The 18,816-nt window shown below is 52.2% G+C and carries 11 protein-coding genes; 8 read left to right on the plus strand and 3 right to left on the minus strand.

All coding sequences use genetic code 11. The features are described 5' to 3' along the window. Positions 1 to 3 precede the first annotated feature (3 nt). The 3 genes from PT964_RS03240 (at position 4) to PT964_RS03250 (ending at position 10,553) form a co-directional block, all read left to right on the plus strand. Positions 4 to 7,968 carry a PKD domain-containing protein gene (locus tag PT964_RS03240; RefSeq protein ID WP_274361875.1) on the plus strand — a complete coding sequence of 2,655 codons (7,965 nt, stop codon included), beginning with the start codon at positions 4 to 6 and terminating at the stop codon, positions 7,966 to 7,968. Between the two features lie 100 nt (positions 7,969 to 8,068). Further along, the gene (locus tag PT964_RS03245) at positions 8,069 to 9,271 is read left to right on the plus strand and encodes an MFS transporter (RefSeq protein ID WP_274361876.1); all 1,203 of its coding nucleotides are present in this window, start codon (positions 8,069 to 8,071) and stop codon (positions 9,269 to 9,271) included. A gap of 331 nt (positions 9,272 to 9,602) precedes the next feature. Further along, the gene (locus tag PT964_RS03250) at positions 9,603 to 10,553 is read left to right on the plus strand and encodes a sugar phosphate nucleotidyltransferase (protein WP_274361877.1); all 951 of its coding nucleotides are present in this window, start codon (positions 9,603 to 9,605) and stop codon (positions 10,551 to 10,553) included. Positions 10,554 to 10,656: 103 nt separating this feature from the next. Here PT964_RS03250 and PT964_RS03255 read toward each other — a convergent pair whose 3' ends face one another. From PT964_RS03255 to PT964_RS03265, 3 genes are read right to left on the minus strand one after another with little or no spacing between them, the layout of a single operon-like run. Next, positions 10,657 to 11,613 (minus strand): glycosyltransferase family 4 protein, encoded by a 957-nt coding sequence (locus PT964_RS03255; RefSeq protein WP_274361878.1) that lies wholly within the window; start codon positions 11,611 to 11,613, stop codon positions 10,657 to 10,659. A 19-nt stretch (positions 11,614 to 11,632) separates the two neighbouring features. Next, positions 11,633 to 12,154: a PIG-L family deacetylase gene (locus tag PT964_RS03260; protein ID WP_274361879.1), complete on the minus strand. Its 522-nt coding sequence runs from the start codon at positions 12,152 to 12,154 to the stop codon at positions 11,633 to 11,635. Then, positions 12,154 to 13,485 carry a glycosyltransferase gene (locus PT964_RS03265; RefSeq protein WP_274361880.1) on the minus strand — a complete coding sequence of 444 codons (1,332 nt, stop codon included), beginning with the start codon at positions 13,483 to 13,485 and terminating at the stop codon, positions 12,154 to 12,156. The genes PT964_RS03260 and PT964_RS03265 overlap by 1 nt, the downstream gene beginning before the upstream one ends. A gap of 218 nt (positions 13,486 to 13,703) precedes the next feature. On the opposite strand from PT964_RS03265, the gene PT964_RS03270 reads away from it, so the two are divergent. The 5 genes from PT964_RS03270 to PT964_RS03290 all read left to right on the plus strand — a co-directional run bounded on the left by PT964_RS03270 (position 13,704) and on the right by PT964_RS03290 (position 18,757). Then, entirely contained in the window at positions 13,704 to 15,098 is a 1,395-nt protein-coding gene (locus tag PT964_RS03270; RefSeq protein ID WP_274361881.1) for a hypothetical protein, read from the plus strand. Positions 15,099 to 15,110: 12 nt separating this feature from the next. Next, positions 15,111 to 15,905 carry a HipA family kinase gene (locus PT964_RS03275; RefSeq protein WP_274361882.1) on the plus strand — a complete coding sequence of 265 codons (795 nt, stop codon included), beginning with the start codon at positions 15,111 to 15,113 and terminating at the stop codon, positions 15,903 to 15,905. A 239-nt stretch (positions 15,906 to 16,144) separates the two neighbouring features. Further along, positions 16,145 to 17,146, plus strand: coding sequence for an ABC transporter ATP-binding protein (locus PT964_RS03280; RefSeq protein WP_274361883.1), 1,002 nt, complete (start codon positions 16,145 to 16,147; stop codon positions 17,144 to 17,146). After that, a complete protein-coding gene (locus tag PT964_RS03285; RefSeq protein WP_274361884.1) occupies positions 17,143 to 17,964 on the plus strand; it encodes an ABC transporter permease in 822 nt (273 codons plus the stop codon). The genes PT964_RS03280 and PT964_RS03285 overlap by 4 nt, the downstream gene beginning before the upstream one ends. Then, on the plus strand, positions 17,948 to 18,757 hold the full coding sequence (locus PT964_RS03290) for an ABC transporter permease (protein ID WP_274361885.1): 810 nt from the start codon (positions 17,948 to 17,950) through the stop codon (positions 18,755 to 18,757). Before PT964_RS03285 ends, PT964_RS03290 begins: the two co-directional genes overlap by 17 nt. Positions 18,758 to 18,816 lie beyond the last annotated feature (59 nt).

Below are 18,816 nucleotides of genomic sequence, written 5' to 3' on the forward strand. Positions count from 1 at the left end.
TGCTTGAATTACAAATGGTTTAAGATACTGTTTCTATTTATTTTTCTCTTCACGAGTATTACACCAACGAACTTAACTTTCGCAGCTGCACCAGATAAAGAAATTCAACTTACATTTAATGGAGATAAGATCGGCGACTATTACTATCTTTCTACTAATGTATTAGATGATTATGAGGTAAATCTGAATACACCATCGGGTCGAGAGATTCAGAAGGTGGAGTTTGTCGGAAGCAGCGGAGTTGTAAAGGACCTTACAAGCAGCGTAAGTGGAGATGTATTTTCTATAGATATTTATGGGATCGCTAGGACGGTGGTATGGGATACTGAGGCTGAAGATAAAGACGCCTACAATCCCGGCCATTATGTGAATCGTAGATCAAACGGAACATCGTGGACGGTCGCATCAGGTCTAGGAGGTTTCGGTGAATGGACGACAGCGCCTGGCGATCCTTACGGTTGCCGAGACAGTTCAAATTCTATTGCGAAGTGTCCGGGCAAATATCCAAATTCTATTAGTCCATACCTGCAGAAAAATGGGGATGCCGTAACAACAAAGCAAGATGTTCCCCCACCTACTCAATTCAAATTGTCGATCGCAGGACGTCCTCAAGGTTATATAAAAACAACAAATGTAACTCCATCCTCTATAAAAATTACAGACGCTACACCTTATACGAGAGGAGTTTGGGTTGTTGACAAAGGATCAAGAATTACCGGTATGGGTTATATCCAATTAGCAAAGCCATTAAATAGCGGATTTAACCAAGAAGGTGTCGATTACTTTAAAACATATAATCCTACATTTACAGGTGAAGCGGAAGAACGTAACTATTTTATGCGAGTACACGTGACTTGGAGCGCAACAACCTACGAATACACCGGCAAAGTGCTCGTATATTACAAACCCACAACCATTCCATACGTCGAAACCTCCTGCACCTGTGGCGATCCAATCAAATTCGAAGGTTCGGACATCAACGTAACCCTCCACGCGGGTCCAGCGAAATTGTTTAACATAACCGACCCGAACAAGGTACAGAAGTGGACTCTTTACGCCCGAACCATGGATGGGTCGCAAGACAAAACGCCTTACACTTCGACATCGAAAATAATAGATGGCATAAAAACTACATTTTCATTTACCTTTTCTGCAGCAACCATCCAGCAGAAACTAAAAGAAGCAGAACTAAAGAACGAAAACTTTTTTATTATCGAATTCAAACATACCGCAAGAGTAACCTTAACCGATGGCACAACTGCAACAAACTCGAATGTATGCTCCGTAACGATCTACAAAGATACGCCTCCTCCGGTCAATCCGCCCGGCGAAGTAAATCCCCCTGAGAATCCGGTAGACAACAACCAACCGCCGGTAGCCGTGTTAACCGCCCCGGATGAAACGACAGCAGGTTCAACTACGTTTGTTTCGGCAATGGGGTCATATGATCCGGAGGATGGCGAAAACATTACCTACCAATGGCATTATTGGCAGGTGTTCGACAATTCGAACGGTCCGGTACAGTCCGCACACGCAACGCGAGACGGAACAATTACATTCCCTGACGACGGGCGTTATTACGTCCATGTTGCGGTTTTCGATACAAAGGGCAAAAGTGACTGGAAGTCCAAGATCATAAGTGTTAAACCGCCGAAACCGAATGCTGAGATTCGGACGAATGGCCAGCTAAAAGAAAAACGGGAAATCACGCTAGACGGTTCCCAAAGCTCCAGCCCGCAAGCTTACCCCATCATTGATTCAAGCAGAAGATGGACCATTGAGCCGATGAGCGAAACATTTGCGGAAGACATTGTAACAAGCGGATCACTAAGCGGAACTTCATCGGTAAAAGTGATGTTTAAGAAGCCGGGCGGCTATCGCGTTACTTATTCAGTAACGAATACGAGGGGGCTATCCGATACCAAATCGATTGTCCTTGAAATCGAACAGGACAAGCCTCCGATTGCAGAACTGGTAACGGCGAGCAAGATATATCGCGATCCGAACAACGGAAACCGTGCAACTTTCGACATAACCGACGAATCCGTTTCTCCGGATGGAGATGTAATTAACCAACAAACAACCGTTGCGGTGAGGGATACCGATAATGACGGTCTGTTTACGGACGAATCGAATCAAACGCCTGTCACCATTAATCCGGCAACGGGTAAAGGGTCATTCATTGCTGCCGGAGTCGGTAAATATCAATTGATGCATCAAGTGAAAGAAACATTTGATCCGGGAGTTTTCGCTTCTTACATAACGGCTGCCGACTATTTATCTTCGAATCAGTTTACCAAGACAATAGAGGTAGATAATGTTGCGCCGATTACATCGTTATCGGGCGGACAAAAATACAAAGTTGACGTATACGTCTCTCTCGGCGATCTGCTTTCTGTTGATCGTACATTTTTTGCGAACAATTTAAATAATATTAAATCGATTTTAGCAGGAAAACTCATAGATACCGATATCAGCATTCATCAATGGGATCAAGCGGCCGAGCCGGAATTTTTAAAAGATGCCAACGAGTCCTTACTGGAGAAAGAGTGGAGAACCGGCATCGATCAAAAATACTTCGTGGGTATGACCAATACGCTTGATTTTTCGGCGCCTGCTGCGTCGTCGGGTTCTCTTGATTTAAAGCTTATTCCGACAAGCGGTATCACGAACGTTCTCGATGCTGCAGCGTACGGCAATGCGATTTATCTGATGTATAAGAAACCGATCGGCAGCTCAACTACGGACTACACGTATTGGTATGCCAAAATTGTCAATGGTTCCGTGGTTGTTAATCAGTCTACCGGGTTCCAGTACACAGAAGCTAATAGCTCCTCTAACTATAACGCTTATCCGAGTTTGTCCAAAGATACGCTAGGGCGGCCTTATTGGATTTTCACGAAGGAAACGAATAATCCTCCGGATATTTTCCGGAAGAACTATTTTTTGTACGCCCCCGACTTTTATAGTTCGGCGCAATTTCGGACGTATTATAATCAGTATACTCAGATTATGTCGCGCATGAGCATGATGTCGCAAGGAGCTACGATTTGGACCGCCATGGGTCTGTATTGGATCGATACGTGGGACCAACAGGAGAACTATTTCCGAACCAGTTCCAACGGCTGGAATCCATCCAGCTATGGAAGCTATTCTAGCGGAACGGTATACAAGTATGAGATCGGCTTTAGCGATAGTGCTGGAAACAACTACTGGTTCGTGAGATCTGGGTCGAATCATTCCAACAACCTTGTACTGGAATATAACGGCTCGCAAAAAATGAGTTTAAGTGACTATTCCTCCATTCTTCACGGGTATACATCACAAAGCAAGGTTACGATTGTCGCCCGGTTGAAATCGGATGACCGCAAAGCGAAGCTGCTCACTTTTGAGAACGGCAATTTGCTCTCAGCGGTGGATTTACCAGGATTTGAAGCGGATTTGCAGGTGCTGCAATATATCCCTGCCACCGGAAAAATATTTTTAGGCGGGCCGTACAACGACAAAGTGATACAGTACGATCTTACCAACAAAAAAGCAGACTGGATCAAAAGTGTACCTGCTGGTATACGGATTCAAGATGTCATGTTTGATACGGACAACACTCCGATTTACCTGTTTAAAACGGATCTTTCCACTATTCTGTACATGTCGAAAGACGGTGATTCCCGGGCTCCTGCTAATGATGTGCTGCGTCCGGTAAGTACCCATTATCCTATGTATAATGCAGATATTAATTCTACCGGTGAGCGCGCTTGGGTAGAACATGTAGATAATATGCAAAATAGTTGGCAAGTAAAAAAAATAGATCGTGACGGTGAAAGGTATGTCTATACGTTCAACAATATAGGTACAAAACCACACCGTGTCATCATTTTTGAGGATGGCGAAGCCATACTTTTCTACCAAAAGGCAACCAACGAGCTCTATTATGCACGGGAGTCCGAAGGTTTTGCGCCTAAGAAAGCGTCTATTACAACGGCGGCAACGTATAGCCCTTATGTAAAAATTCAGAAGGATCGGTTCGGACGTGTTTATCTTTTCGATTTAAGCGCCTATATCGAGCAAGGCTACCCGGTATATGAATTCATTCGAAGCACCAATGGTTTTACCTTCTTGGGAAAAGTGGGACAGCAAGTGGTTAACCAGACGTCTCCCGGGAATTCATCCAGCAGTAATAGGGATACGTATAGCGCAACAAACGGAAGGCTCTCGGAACTAACAAGGTATTGCTCTCAGGTAAATTACACGACAACATGTTATATCAGCGCTCCGGATGGGAAAAGGATTGTTGGGGATTACAATTCGCAAAATTATTCCAGTTCAAACGGATATATCGATCGGGACAGCACGGGTAATTACGCCGCTATTCAGAATATGTACAGAAGCAGCGGCGGCGTGACCACATACGATGTATTTTTTGCGAGTAATATTCCGTCTGTACAGACCAGACAAAATTATGGAGTACAGCTATCGACAGGGGGCAGGTATGCCGAGCTGTTAATGATCGGGGATGTACCTCATATCCTGATCAATTTTGGATATACGGCAAAAGAGATATATAAAATTATTGCTTCCACCGATGCAAGCGGAACCTACACTTCCTATAGCCTTCAACTGGTGGGTTATATCCAAAATGAGAAAATGGGCACGATCGGCGTAATCGGGACAACGGGGTATTATTACGGCTATGATACTTTCTATGCCAATGGCAATTATGATTGGATGGTGTTTACGAACCATCCGGATGCCAAACCGGAACCCGAGTTCGATAGGTACAAGCTTGCTTCCAGGTTTAACGGGAATGAGGCGTATTTGTTTGAAGAGGGTGTCGGTTCGCCTTCACAGAAATATATGTACGCAAGCAGATTTAGTGAAAGCAACATGCCGTATTATGTATCCAGGCTACTATTCGACCCGGAAACGACGACCTTCGCGAGAATGGGCTGGAAGCATTTCGATTCATGGGGGAACAGCACTCAAGCCCAATATTTTTTGTATGACGGATCGACGAACTCTTATACGAAAGTGCTCCAAAGCACCTCGTCACAGAACTTCTTGGATTTGTCGTACCATAAAGGTTCTATGGTCTCGCTGTTCGGCAATAAAGGCGTTATTAACGGCAGCAGCGTAAATATATCGGCTACGATTTACAAAATACGTCCCAACGGAGTAACGCCGATTAGCACCATTGCCGCAGATGCAGGGTACGCTATCGAAACCAATTCATCCGTGGTTCAAGATGACGAGGGCTACACTTATGTTGCCGTGTGTCAAAGTCAGCCCGGATATTCCAGCAAGGGATGCTCGATCTACCACAATCGGTCAGGGACATTCGTCAAATCGTCCGTTGGCGCTACAACCCAGCAGCTGTATTACAGCAACGGAAGATTGGTATGGGCGGAACAAAGCCGAGCGTGTTCGATCGACGTCACAAACTTGAGCGGGGTGCCGACATGTGCTTTTTTCAATAATCCGTCTTTCATTAAAATGGGTTATGACAAAGATACGGGAAGGATCTTCGCGGTTCACAGCGTTTATGATTATGACGCCCGAAAAACTACTTATTATGTTGTTGCCGTCGACTCTGCAACTAGGACGGTGGTGCAATCTTCCGATTTCTTGATAAGCGGCGACTCTCTTTATACCGTTCATGGAAACCGGATGTATCAATTCAACAAGAGAACGCTCCAGCTTATGAATTTCGAGAAAAATAAAAAAACGCCGGAGAACAATATTAAATATTCATTGGCAATGCGCAAGGGAAGGCTGCTGGCAATGGAATACAACGGCAGCACGGTTCCGACAGTCATTAACTTGATGGGGACGGGGGAAGGAAACCCCGATTTTGCAAACAACGTTGTCAGCAGCAACATAAAGACCGTGTTCGTCGGTCCCGAAATCCTGGAAGAGCCTGTTTCGGGCATCGTTGACGCAACGGGAGGCACTTTTATAGATAACTCAATTGGAGGACCCGCGATTCTCGATACGCTCGCCGTGTACATTGAAAACTCGCTGCGGCAGCGTTACGGCGGATCAAGTGCCTATTATTTAGTCGGGAGCAGTATTTCGTTCTTGCAGCAATATTTCGACTACGAGTCGGACCCGATGTATGCAACGCGGTTTCGAATTTTGCACGACCCGGCCGTATTCGATAATTCGCTGGGGCAATTCCCGCAGCACAATCAGTACATTACAACAGCGCCGGCATCGTTCACGCTGCCCGGTAAGTACACTGTGGAATTTACCGCGCAAGATAATCCGGGAGTGGCCGGATATCGAAAGTGGAGCGATCCGCCGGTTGTACCGTTTGAATTTTACATTCATCGAAAACCGGTCGCGCGGTTTACGGTTACAACGCATGTGAATCCGAGCGACAGCACGAAGCTGATCACGAAAACTCAGGACCAATCGTATGACCTTGATCACCAAGTAACGCATGCGGCCAAAGGCATTGTAAAACGGGATTGGAAATGGAAGAAGAAAGATGATGCGGATTGGACATTCGGACCGCTCCCTTCAACAGTAGAGAAGAACCAAACGTATCTCGTCTCCTTGATTGTTACGGACCTGGAAGGCGTCGAAAGCGACGCGTATACGGTTACGTTGGTGACGGACCCGGCGAATGTCGTGCCGAACACGAAACCGATCGTGAATGTAACGAATCCGTCTTCGGCTTCATCGGCCAGCCCGACAATTTACCGCACCCTGCGGCCGGCGATCGATTGGACATTCACGGATGCGGACGGCGATACGCAGCAGCAATACCGAGTTAACATTTACAACACGAGTAATGTACTGGTGCAGAGCTCCAACGTTCAGGTGGGTTCTGTAAAACAGTGGGTGCCAACAGCTGATCTTGCGGATAAGACAACTTATTATGTTCGAGTCGAAGGTTTTGACGGTATCGATTGGTCAGACCCTTCCGCGGCCAAGTATTTAAGGATTCAACTCAATCAGCCGCCTTCAGCCGTCATGACGTCGCCAAATGGAACGCAAACTGCGCCAACGGTCTTTGCCACTACAACCCCAACGTTCCGTTGGAATCAAACGGATCCGGATGCCGGCACCACGTTCCAGGCATACGAGCTTCGGGTGACGAATGAAGCAAACACTTTAACAATTTATCAAACCGGAACAGTCGCACAAAACACGATGTCGACTACAAAGACTCATGTGGCTGCAGCATCTCTTCCTACGGGTCAGAAGTTAAGGGTACAGGTTAGAGTGTTTGATGGCACCGATTGGTCGGCGTGGAGTGCGCAGACGTGGTTTATGATCAACCGTGCACCGTCGGCGGATTTTACTTGGTCGCCGAATCCGGTTTGGGAAGGTGACGGAATTACGCTGACGAACACGTCCACGGATGCGGACGGCGACTCGTTAATCAGCGCATGGACGATTTCGGGGCCGGGAGGATTTACAAAAACCTATACAACCCCTAATGCTGCGGTATCCGGAGCGGACACTCAAAATCGTCCGGGCCAATGGAACGTAACACTTACGGTAACGGATCCGTACGGCGCTTCTGGCACGATAACGAAAGCGATCCCTGTCGGTGATTTGGGAATTACAGGACAGGTTTCGCACACGCCGGAGTGGGAGTCATTCCGGCAGCTTTGGAACAATAAGTTCCCCGATAAGACGCGTTCTCCGGACACGTTCTGGGCGGGTGAAGCATTTGTTCTGTCCGCCACGGTAACGAATACCGCTGCGAGTACCACGAAACCGCGGACGGTAACTGCCGTTCTGACCGCAACGGGCGATTCGGCGGCGATGACAAGCGGAAATCGTATCCATTACAACGGACAAATGGTGAACACGGACCTTCCGAAGCTGCTGAGCGACGGAAGTTACACCATGCGGTTTACGGTCACATGGACGAACGGCCATGTAGAGAGGCACGATGTAGCTTTTACCATTGCCGGAAGTATCCATGATGTAATTGTTACGCAGCTTAGAAATTAGTGCATTGCCAGTTTACCTGCTTTCCCATACAATCAACCTTGCAGGCTACGGCGCGTTCTGCCGGCAGCCTGCTCTTACATACGGGATGGGAGATGGGAAGATGGATAAGCCGTTAATCGAAACGAGCCGAAGGCATCACGTTATTTTTGCGCTCGTTACGTTGTTGTACTGGACTTCTTTATATACATACGTGCCGGTGCTTTCTCCGTATTTGCTCGATCATCTGCAGGTGGGGGCTGCGTTCGCGGGGATCGTGCTCGGCAGCTACGGCTTCGTGCAAATCCTGCTGCGGCTGCCGATCGGGATTTATTCCGACCGGCTGAGAAGACGGAGGCCGTTCATCGCGCTGGGCATGTTCACCGGGGCGCTGTCTTGCTTTATGTTTGCCGCCGGGGCGAATCCGGCTTGGGCGCTCGCGGCAAGGTCGGTCAGCGGCATCTGCTCTTCCGCTTGGGTAGCCTTCACGGTGCTGTACGCGGCCTACTATCCGAGCAAATCAGTAGGCAAAGCAATGAGCACGATCAGCTTCTTGATCGTCGCAGGGCAGCTCATCGGTATGGGGATGAGCGGCTGGCTGGCGGAGGAGTACGGGTATGGCGCTACGTTCTACGCAGGGGCCGCGGCCGGGCTGGCCGGCTTGCTGCTTACGTTCGCGATCAAGGAACCCGCCGGAGGGGTTGCGCGAGCTCCGATCTCGCTGAAGGATTTGACGCACGTCATTCGCAGTCCGATGCTTTGGAAGGTGTCCGTTCTTTCGATCTTGGCGCATAGCGTCCTGTTCATTACGATGTTCGGCTTTACGCCGTCTTACGCCACCTCGGCTTTGGGAGCATCCAACTGGGACCTGAGCCTGCTAAGCTTCGCCTTCATGATTCCGCACGCGCTTGCTTCGTTCTTCAGCGGCCGGCTCGTGGCGCCAAGAATCGGCTCGTGGACGACGATCGTCATCGGGTTTACGATCAGCGGACTGTGTACGCTCGCGATTCCGTTTACGGATTCGCTGCCGTGGCTTTATGCAACGCAAGCGCTGAACGGCTTGGCGCAAGGCTTGCATTTGCCGCTATTCTTAGGGCTGTCGATCACCGGAGTCGCTTCGGAGAAGCAAGCGACCGCAATGGGCTTCTACCAGGCGGTGTATGCGGCGGGCATGTTCGGCGGTCCGTTCGTTGCCGGCTGGGTGAACGAATTTGCGAGCCTGGAGGCGGGCTTCTGGCTGGGCGGCGCATTCGCGATTACCGCGGTCATTGTCACGCTAGCGTTTGCCAGGCTGCAAGCGCGCAGCCGGAGTCTCGGCACAGCGTAGGCGAGGGCCGGTTCAGACTCGATTTGTCAGCGTAATTGACAAATGAGTCAGCGCCGACTGACAAAATAGTCAATCTGACTGACAACAACGGAGCATTGTCAGCGACATTGACACATTAGTCACTGCACACTGACAAATTAGTCAATCTGGGTGACAATGGGTCACATCGGCGAACGGAAGGACTATAATCCAGCAGGGTGAATGAACCCCCGGCATGCTGCCTAAACGCGGGCGTGCCGGGGATTTTTATTTGTCCCGTAAGACAAACACCGTTACTGAACCCGTGATAGTTTCATACAATTTCGTAGTGAATTGACTAGGAGGGAAAGCGATGAAGGGACTCATCCTCTGCGCCGGGAAAGGCACCAGGTTAAAGCCTTATACGGATACCCGCCCCAAAACGCTGCTGCCGGTCGCGGGCAGACCGGTCCTCGACTACGGAATAGAAAGCTTACGGAACATAGGTATTCGCACCATCGGCATTGTCATTAATCCGGAACAGGGAAGCATTAGGGAATATGTCGGCAGCGGCGGGAGGTACGGCGCCAAAGTCGACTATTTATTTCAATCGGAGCCAAAGGGGGTCGCTCATGCCGTCAAGCAGGCTGAAGACTTTTTGGCGGGAGAGTCGTTCGTCCTGCTGCTGGGGGACAATCTGATCACGGAAGATTTAAGTATTCTAATAGAATCGCGGCGATCCCTTAAAGGAAACGCATCCGTGCTGCTGCGGGCCGTCCCGAATCCGAGCGAGTTCGGCATAGCGGAGGTTGAAGGCGGAAGGATTGTCCGCATCGAGGAGAAGCCGAAGCAGCCCAAAAGCAATTTAGCCGTCATCGGCGCGTATTGGTTTGATTCGCACATATTCGAAGCTATAGCGTCCATCAAACCGTCGGCTCGGGGCGAATACGAAATAACGGACGCCATCCAGTGGCTGCTGGATCACGATTACCCGGTGTCATATTCGGTCACCGATAAGAAATATTCCGATGTCGGTACGCCGGAGCGCTGGCTGGAGGCGAACGAGTGGATGCTTAGAGAGACGCTGAGGGAGCGAATCGTCATCGGAAGCAATGCCAAGATCGACAATTGCACCTTCATCGGACCGGTCGTTGTCGGCAACGACGTAACGCTCAAAAATACGGTGATCGGCCCGCATGTCACCATGCAGGACGGGAGCAGGGCGGAAGGGGTGCGCCTAGAGGGAAGCATCGTGCTTGACGGCGCCGAAATTGTCGGTACGGGAGAGCAGCCGATACGCAACCGAGTCATCGACCGCAATTGATGCAAGCGAACCGATCATAAAAGAAGTCGCAAGGCACTAGCCATGCGACTTCGTCTGTTTACGGCTCTTTGCAACGACTCATTTTACTGCCGCAAGGGGTCGATCATCTCCCCTTGCGTATAACCTTCTTATAAATTTCCAAGTAGCCTTCCGCCATCTTTTCCTTCGTGTACCGATCCTCCACGTACCGCCGAAGCTTCGCCGGCGACACGGCAGGCTCCTGTGTGACGATCCGCGCCATCTCCTCCGGCGTCTTGCACAGAAACTCCGGATACCCCTCCAGCACCTCGGGAATCGCGCCTCTGCGATATGCGGCGACAGGGGTGCCGCACGCCATCGCCTCCACGATGACTAAGCCGAACTGCTCCTCGCAGGCGGTCGGGAACAAAACCCACTTCGCATGCTTCAGCAGGTCCTGCTTGCGTTCCCCATGCACCTCGCCGACGTATTCGATGTTCGGGTTTCGCTTGATGCGCGGCCGGATTTTATCGTACAGCTCCTCGTCCCAGATCGGCCCTGCGATGATCAGCTTCTGTCCGGTCAGCTCCGCGACGCGAATCGCGTCAGGGACGCCCTTCTCCCAGTCGATGCGGCCGAGAAACAGCAAGTAATCCCTTTTGTCAGTGCTGAATTCATATTGATCCAAGTCGATTCCGTTATGCACGTAATATCCGTGGTTCCTATGCGGCGACTGCTTTAGTTTGGTCTTGCTGACGAACACGGGATTGCTGGCGGGAATATGCATCGCCCACTCCGTATGAAACGTGGAAACGACCGGAACGCGCAGCTTTTTCTGCCCGAAAATCAAGTCATGTGTATGATCGTGCAGGATATCGAAGTCGTCGGGCATCGTTTCCAACACGAAGTCTACCAAATCCCAATCCTTCCACCGGTGTCCGTAAGGGATGACGATCCCGCTGCTTCGGCTCCCGGCCATGGCGTACACGTACACCTCGTGCCCCTTCGCAACGAGCGCTTCCGTCAAATTATAGACGACTCTTTCCAGCCCTCCGCTGCCCGGCAACGGGATGATGTACGGAGCGACCTGAACGATAATCACCTCGATCCACCTCTTCCGGTCATGAGTCTGCGGGGACGATGCTTTCATACAGGATATAATCCATTAACTGCTCGATCACAAAATGCTGGCTGGCGTAAATGTTCAACAAATTTAACTTTCTTCGCAAAACGTGGAAGGGGAGGGGCGTGTCTGCAGTGCCGAAAAAATGTAAATTTTCCACGTGCATCCCGCGGACAATCCGCGACAACGCTTTGTGTTGGGTGTGACCGTACTCGCCCTTCGGATTATGGGTGACGACGCGGTAGAAGCGCTTCGAATCGAGCACCTCCCGAAGATCTTCCTCCACACGCTCCTTATCGAAAGAACCGCCATACACGTCAGGGTAATCCCAAATTTCACCGTCCGCGCCGGCATACTCCATGGCTTTGCGAAATTCGCGCGAACGGGTTCGGCTGCTCCCGTTGGCTAGGCAGATGACCTTCCAGCCGGGCTCGGACACGAGCGCCCCTCCGCCGAATATCGCCTCGTCATCCGGATGGGCTACGATCATGAGCTTGTCAACCTTCGCTGATGCGCACATTATACCGTCACCTCGTACACCGCGCTTCGGTCTTGAAGCACTTCTTGGTACACGTCGAGCATTTTTTCCGTCAGTCTAACGATGTTGAACTGCTCCTTCACCAGATTGCGGCCCGCCCAGCCTCGGTCTGCGATTTCACCGGGGGGCAAGCTGAGCACACGGAGCACGCTTTCCTTGATCTTGGCCGCCGTCCACGGCTCGGTCGCCAGGTGATCGCCGAACCACGTCTCCCAAGCGCTCACGTAATTGGATGGGACAACCTCGCCGAAAAATCCTCTACTTCCCACCGCTATGACGGGCCGGCGGCACGCCATCGCCTCTAATGCAATTCTGCCGGTGCCGACGACGCAATTGCTGATCGTGTAGTAGGGCGACATGTTCAAGGAATTGCCGAGCATATGGATGAACGGCTGGCCCGCCTGCTCATTCGCCTCATCCGCGAGCTCTCTGATTTTCGCGCTTTGATGCCCGTCTCCCGCAATGAGAAGGTGCAGCTCGGGATAACGGCCTAGCTTCAACTGCTTGCACGCTTCAATCGTGTCCCTGCAAATGCCCGCCTTCTCCCGCGACAGCCGGCCCGCATACATAACGACGGGAGCGGTATCGGGGATGCCGAGCGCTTTGCGCTGCTGCGCTTCGATTAGCGGGCGGTAATCGAACTGGACCGTATCGATGCCGTTAGGGATAAGCTTCGAAGGCAGCCCGTGAACCGGCAAGTGCTTCAAAATCGGCTTGCTGACGCAAATGGCCGCGCGGCTTTTATTCAGCAGATCGACTTGTTCGGCACTATATTGTTGGTGAAGCGTGAGCACAAGGGGCAGCGTCAATTGCTCGGCTGCGGCTGCGGCGAAATAGCCGGCCGGGATTTGGTGGGCATGGACCACATTGATGCCTTCGGAGGTCATGATCTGCTTCAGCTGCGTAACGATCGCTTTCTCCTCGGCATCGTTGCGCAGGCAGCCGTCCGTCACGAAATCGAGCTCATAAATAGGACAGCCCAACGCTGCAAAAGCATCACCCATCAAGCCGTTCTTGCCCGCAATCGCCACATGGACCCCTTTGCGAAGCAGCTGCCTCGTGCACGACAGCACATGCATCCCAGTGCCACCGATGTTGAATTGGTCGATTACCATCAGGACCCGCAAATCCTTCAGATCGTTTCCTCTCCACGAATAGGGAATGTCGGTAACGTGTATGCTGCCGTCCTTCTCAGGCAGGATGATTCGCTTGAGCGAGGAAGCCGGCATATGTGCTCGAGCCGCCGTCTGCTTCGAGACCGTGCGCTTTTTAACGGGCGGTCTTTTTACGGCGGGAATTGCCTTTCGTTTCACGATTCATCCCCTCCTTTATTCAGAAGAGACAAGATCCGCCACGTCCCTTCCGCTTTCGCTCTATTTAGCATCAAATTATGAATGCATTCGTCCTGCTGACACGTACAGACGCGCAATATGTGCGCAAACCCGCGATGAAATATCCTATATCTGTCCAATCACGTGAGTCGGTTTTCACATAAAAATAACCATCATGCCAAGGAAATGGGGTTTACGAGTTGAACCGGAACATCTGTTTCGCCGTCTTGGTACAAAACAAGCGGGATGTGGTCGTCGATCTGCTGGATAATATCCGCACCTTTTGCCCGGACAGCTCCATTGTTCTGTACAACGGGGGAAACGACCCCGACCTGTGTAAAGATTTAGGGTATCCGGTATGTCCTACGAGCCGGAAATTGTCCTATGGAGTAACGGCGATTTACATCCTTGAAGTGATGCGCTGGCTGGAGGACACCGGCTTCTCCTACGAGTACTTAATCAACCTCGACTCCGACGCGCTGTTTGCCAGGGAAGGGTTTGAGCGGTTTATTTCGGAGGAGATGCGGGATAAGGATTACATGGGAGTAGGTACGAAAACGCCGGACGACGACTTTTATTGTCTGATTCAGCTTCGCAAAGAGAAGCAGCGCTGGGAGCCGGTGATCGGCAATGAGCCGTACAAGGAATCGTTCAATGTGGGCCAGGTGTACAGCAAGCGGCTTGTAAGAAGCATCTTGAAGAGCGAAAAGTTTGATTTACTGTTCGAAGGGCTGCGCAAAACGAAGGCGTTCGGAGTGGATGAGCTTGTTTATGTGACGTATACGCAGCGGCTGGGCTTTGACGTTCACCCGTATCCGAAAAAGGCGTCCGACTCGATCCGGTACCGGCCGTATTTTCCGCTTGACGATGTGATCGGCCGATTGAACCGCTATCCGGAAAGCAGCCTGTTTCATCCGATTTACCGGAGGATGGGGAATGAGACGAGAGCGTTCGTTCGTGAGCTGATGAAGCGAAAGATTCAAAGCGATCCGCAGCTGCAAAAAAGTTTCGCCGGGCAATATCTTGGAGTACAGCCGTACATGATCCGCAGGGAGAAATATAAGGGCAAGACGATCGAATGGCTGGCGGCATCCCGGAAGGGAGGCATGCTCTATTGGCGTCAGTCCAGAGAGAAGGGAAAGATGAACCTGTACGGCCCTTACTCATTCGGCAGCGGCAAGGTGGAATCGATAGCGGCTTTGGACGGACGGTTCGGCAATCTGGAGGCGGTGTGCCGCATCGGAAGCAGTCTGGTCCATTATGTCAGAGTGGAGAAGCTGGGAGAATGGTACCCTTCCGAGCCGTTCGCAAAAGGGGCCGCGGGCAAGCTCGGATTTATCGAGAGCAGCTACGGCAACTTTGAGGTCGTGTCGCCGCTTCGGGACGGGGGCATAGGGCATTGGTACAGAATCAACGATAACCCGCGCTTTCCGTGGCGAGGTCCGGTGAAATTCGGGTCCGCGAATTATGACGAAGCCATCCTGGTCGAGAACGACGAGAAGCAGCTGACCGCAGTCGCCCGTTATGGCGACAAATACCATTATTTTGTCAGGGACGACCGGAAAAGCTGGGATTGGTTCGGACCGTACGATTAAGAGGCGAGTGCGATGGAGATCCGCGCAGTGCAATACGTCAGGCCGATGAACGAGGGCTGGAGCGAGCCGCACCTGTTCACTTGCGACGACGGTTTAAGTTATGTAGTGAAATTTATGAACAATCCCGACGGTCCGGGCACGCTGGCTAACGAATGGATCGCTTCGCAGCTTGGACCTTTGCTTAACTTGCCGATGACGCAGACACGCATCGTATGGATAACGCGAGACTTGCTGGAGACGTATCCGATGCTCAAGAGCATGGACGTACCGGAAGGGCCGCACATCGGCAGCTTGTTCGAGCAGCAAGCCAAGGTGCTTGACGACGAGGTCGACCTGTCAACGTGCGCCAATGTCGGCCAAGGCGCGGGAATGATAGTGTTCGACCATTGGATCAACAACGGCGACAGGCATGAAATGCAGGCGAATGTATTATATGTGCCGGAGCGAAATCGGTTCATGCTCATCGACCATGCCGACGCCTTCTTCGGTCCGGGATGGGAGATGGACGAATGGCTGGACGATCCGGGACATATGGAAACGTTCTGGGGTCCGGTGTATCGCAAATTCGTGCCTTACATCGATGGCCCCGACCCGTTCGGAAACTATATCGCTTTGCTCCGGTCGATCGGCGGAGATCAGGTTAAGGCCGCCGTTCACGGCTTGCCTCGCGAATGGGGCATCGGCCGGGAAGAGCGGGAGCGGCTAGTCGAGTTTCTTATGTATCGCAAGGATCGTATCCATCGCGCGTTGCGGAAGCTGGTTCGGCATTTCCCTCAATGGAAACGCAGTATGGAAGGACACGACTGAAAATTACCGTTGCATTGCTCCAATAACCGTGGTAAGATCTTACATCAAACGGAAGGGCTTCTAGGGCTCCGGACACGAGCGTGTCCGAACCGAGCGAAGCCGGCGATCAAGCAATAGCGCGCCACACCGTAAGGGATAAAAGACCTTCGGCAAGTTCCGCCCGACCAAGGGCGAGCTTGACGGAGGTCTTTCTTGCTTTACCGGGGTGCAGAGACAAACAAAGGGAGAGGGAGCATGCAATGACAACGGCAGCGATCAAGATCCGAGGATTGACGAAGACGTTTCGCGCGAAGCGCAAAGGGGCAGGGCTTACCGCAAGCTTGCGGTCCGTGCTTCGTCCGCAGTATGTCGAGAAGACGGCGGTGGAGGCGATCGAATTCCAGGTGGAGCGGGGGGAAACGGTCGCGTTCCTCGGCCCGAACGGGGCCGGCAAATCGACGACGATCAAGATGCTGACCGGCATTCTCCACCCGTCCGGAGGCGATGCGAGCGTGCTCGGGCTTACCCCGTGGCGCGACCGGCAAAAGCTGTCTTACCGAATCGGCAGCGTGTTCGGGCAAAAGTCGCAGCTATGGTATCACCTGCCGCCGACCGATACGTTCGAGCTGATGAGCCGGGTGTATGAGCTGAAGCGGAACGACTACAAGACAAGAAGAGATTTGCTGATCGAGCGGTTCCGGCTGCAGCCGTATCTTCAGACGCCGGTCAGAAAGCTGTCGCTCGGCGAACGGATGCGGTGCGAGCTGGCGGCCGCGCTGCTGCACCGCCCGGAAATCGTCTTTCTTGACGAGCCGACGATCGGGCTGGACGTCATTGTGAAGCAGCACATACGGGAGCTGATTCGGGAAATGAACCGGGAGGATGGGACGACATTTTTCCTCACCTCGCACGACCCGGGCGACATCGAGCAGCTGTGCGACCGGGCGATCGTCATTAATCACGGCCGGGTCATTCTGGATGAGCAGGTGGCGGTCATGAAGCGGGAGCTGCTGACGCACAAGACGATCAAGCTGCTGCTCGGCGAAAAGCGGCCTGACAGCTTCCGGATGGCAGGCACGACCGTTACGAAGCAAACCGGCAGCGAGCTGATACTTTCGGTCGATACGCGGAAGACGACGATCGAATCGGTGTTAGGGGAAATCGTAAGCTCTTGCCGGATTGAAGACGTAACGATCGAGGATCCGCCGATGGAGGAAATTATCGCCCACATTTATGAGAAGAAGGGAGAGGAAGGAGCATGAGCGGTTGGACGAGGGCGCCGGTTGCGGCCGTTATGCGCAAATATCCGGCGGTGGCTCATATCACGCTGCGGAACCAGCTGGCGTATTTGCTGGATTTCCTAGTGCGTACGGTATTTCTGATTATTATTTTGTACATTTTCCTGCAGCTGTGGAGCGCCGTGTTCGCCGGGGAAAAGGAGCCCGTGATCGCCGGCTATACCTTCTCCCAGATCATCTGGTATCTCATTATTTCCGAAGCGGTTACGCTTGCGTTTCCGAGTCTCGCCTTCCGCATTGAAGAGGAGGTGAAGGGCGGCGATGTCGCATACCGGCTGACGAGGCCGATCGGATATGTGGGCTTCCATTACGCATCTTATCTCGGCGAGGTCGTCCTCAGGCTCGGCGTCAATCTGCTCGTCGGGGGAGCGCTCGGCGTTCTGGTGTTCGGGCCGCCGTCGTTCGGCTTCGGGTGGAGCGCGTTCGTTTTGGTGGCGGTCGGGGCGCTTACGGTGAACTTTTTGCTCAATATGATTGTCGCGTTGTGCGCTTTCTGGGTGGAGGAAACGCAAGGAATCGAATTTGTATATAAAAAGCTGCTGTTCACCGTCGGGGGCATGATGATGCCGCTGGAGATGTTTCCGGGGTGGCTGCAGGAGGTGTGCCGGTGGCTGCCGTTCCAGGCGGTGCTGTATTTTCCGGCAAGAACGGTGACGAATTTCCATCCCGGGGAACTGGGCGGCATGCTGGCGGTGCAGTGGGGCTGGTCGGCGGCGCTTGCTGTGGTCGTGGCGTACATGTACCGGAAGGGGGTGCGGAAGCTCAATGTTAACGGCGGTTAGCGGAATGAAATCGTTGGCGGTATTTTTGGGGACTTGTTGGAAATGCAATTTGGCAAGCGCGCTGGAGTATCGCGTATCGTTCCTGCTTACGGCGGGGATGATGCTGCTCAACGATTTCGTATGGATTTTTTTCTGGAGCGTCTTCTTCAACCGGTTCAACGCGGTGAACGGGTGGGAGCTGCAGGATGTCATGATGATGTGGGCGGTAAGCGCCGGCGGGTTCGGCATCGCCGCAACGTTGTTCGGCAACATGAACCGGATCGCGGTCATGACGGCGAACGGTCAGCTGGACGTGTATTTGGCGCAGCCGAAGCCGGTGCTGCTGAATGTACTGGCGAGCCGCATGTCGGTGTCGGCGATCGGAGATTTTTCGTTCTCGGTCGTGCTTTATTTCATGTTTGGCGACGGCACGCTGTCCGGCTTTCTGAAATACGTGCTGGCGCATATCGTATCCGCCGCAATTTTCTTGTTTTTTTGCGTCGCGATCAATTCCCTCGCCTTCTGGTTCGGCAACGCGGAGGGGCTCAGCCAGCAGCTGTTCATGTCCATGATCACGTTCACGACGTATCCGACCGACATATTCCGCGGAGCCGGGCGGCTCATTATTTTTACGGTGGTGCCCGCCGGATTCATCAGCTATATGCCGATCGGACTGATGCGGTCGGCGGTGGATTGGCCGTTCCTGCTAGGCGCGTTGGGAGTGTCCGCGCTGCTGGGGATCGGAGCGGTGAAGCTGTTTTATGCGGGACTGCGCCGTTACAGCTCGGGCAATTTAATGGCGATGCGAGGGTAAACTCGCGTCTCGTGACGAATAGAGGCCGCTTCCGTTAGAATAAGATAGAGAAAAAGAGG

Source organism: Paenibacillus thermotolerans, assembly GCF_028745515.1.
Lineage (GTDB): Bacteria > Bacillota > Bacilli > Paenibacillales > YIM-B00363 > Paenibacillus_AE > Paenibacillus_AE thermotolerans.

What these genes read in the sequence shown, in the direction of transcription:
- PT964_RS03245 (WP_274361876.1), top strand. Translation starts at nt 8,069, where the DNA reads ATGGATAAGCCGTTAATCGAAACGAGCCGAAGGCATCACGTTATTTTT.
- PT964_RS03250 (WP_274361877.1), top strand. Translation starts at nt 9,603, where the DNA reads ATGAAGGGACTCATCCTCTGCGCCGGGAAAGGCACCAGGTTAAAGCCT.
- PT964_RS03260 (WP_274361879.1), bottom strand. Translation starts at nt 12,154, where the DNA reads ATGTGCGCATCAGCGAAGGTTGACAAGCTCATGATCGTAGCCCATCCG.
- PT964_RS03275 (WP_274361882.1), top strand. Translation starts at nt 15,111, where the DNA reads ATGGAGATCCGCGCAGTGCAATACGTCAGGCCGATGAACGAGGGCTGG.
- PT964_RS03280 (WP_274361883.1), top strand. Translation starts at nt 16,145, where the DNA reads ATGACAACGGCAGCGATCAAGATCCGAGGATTGACGAAGACGTTTCGC.
- PT964_RS03285 (WP_274361884.1), top strand. Translation starts at nt 17,143, where the DNA reads ATGAGCGGTTGGACGAGGGCGCCGGTTGCGGCCGTTATGCGCAAATAT.
- PT964_RS03290 (WP_274361885.1), top strand. Translation starts at nt 17,948, where the DNA reads ATGTTAACGGCGGTTAGCGGAATGAAATCGTTGGCGGTATTTTTGGGG.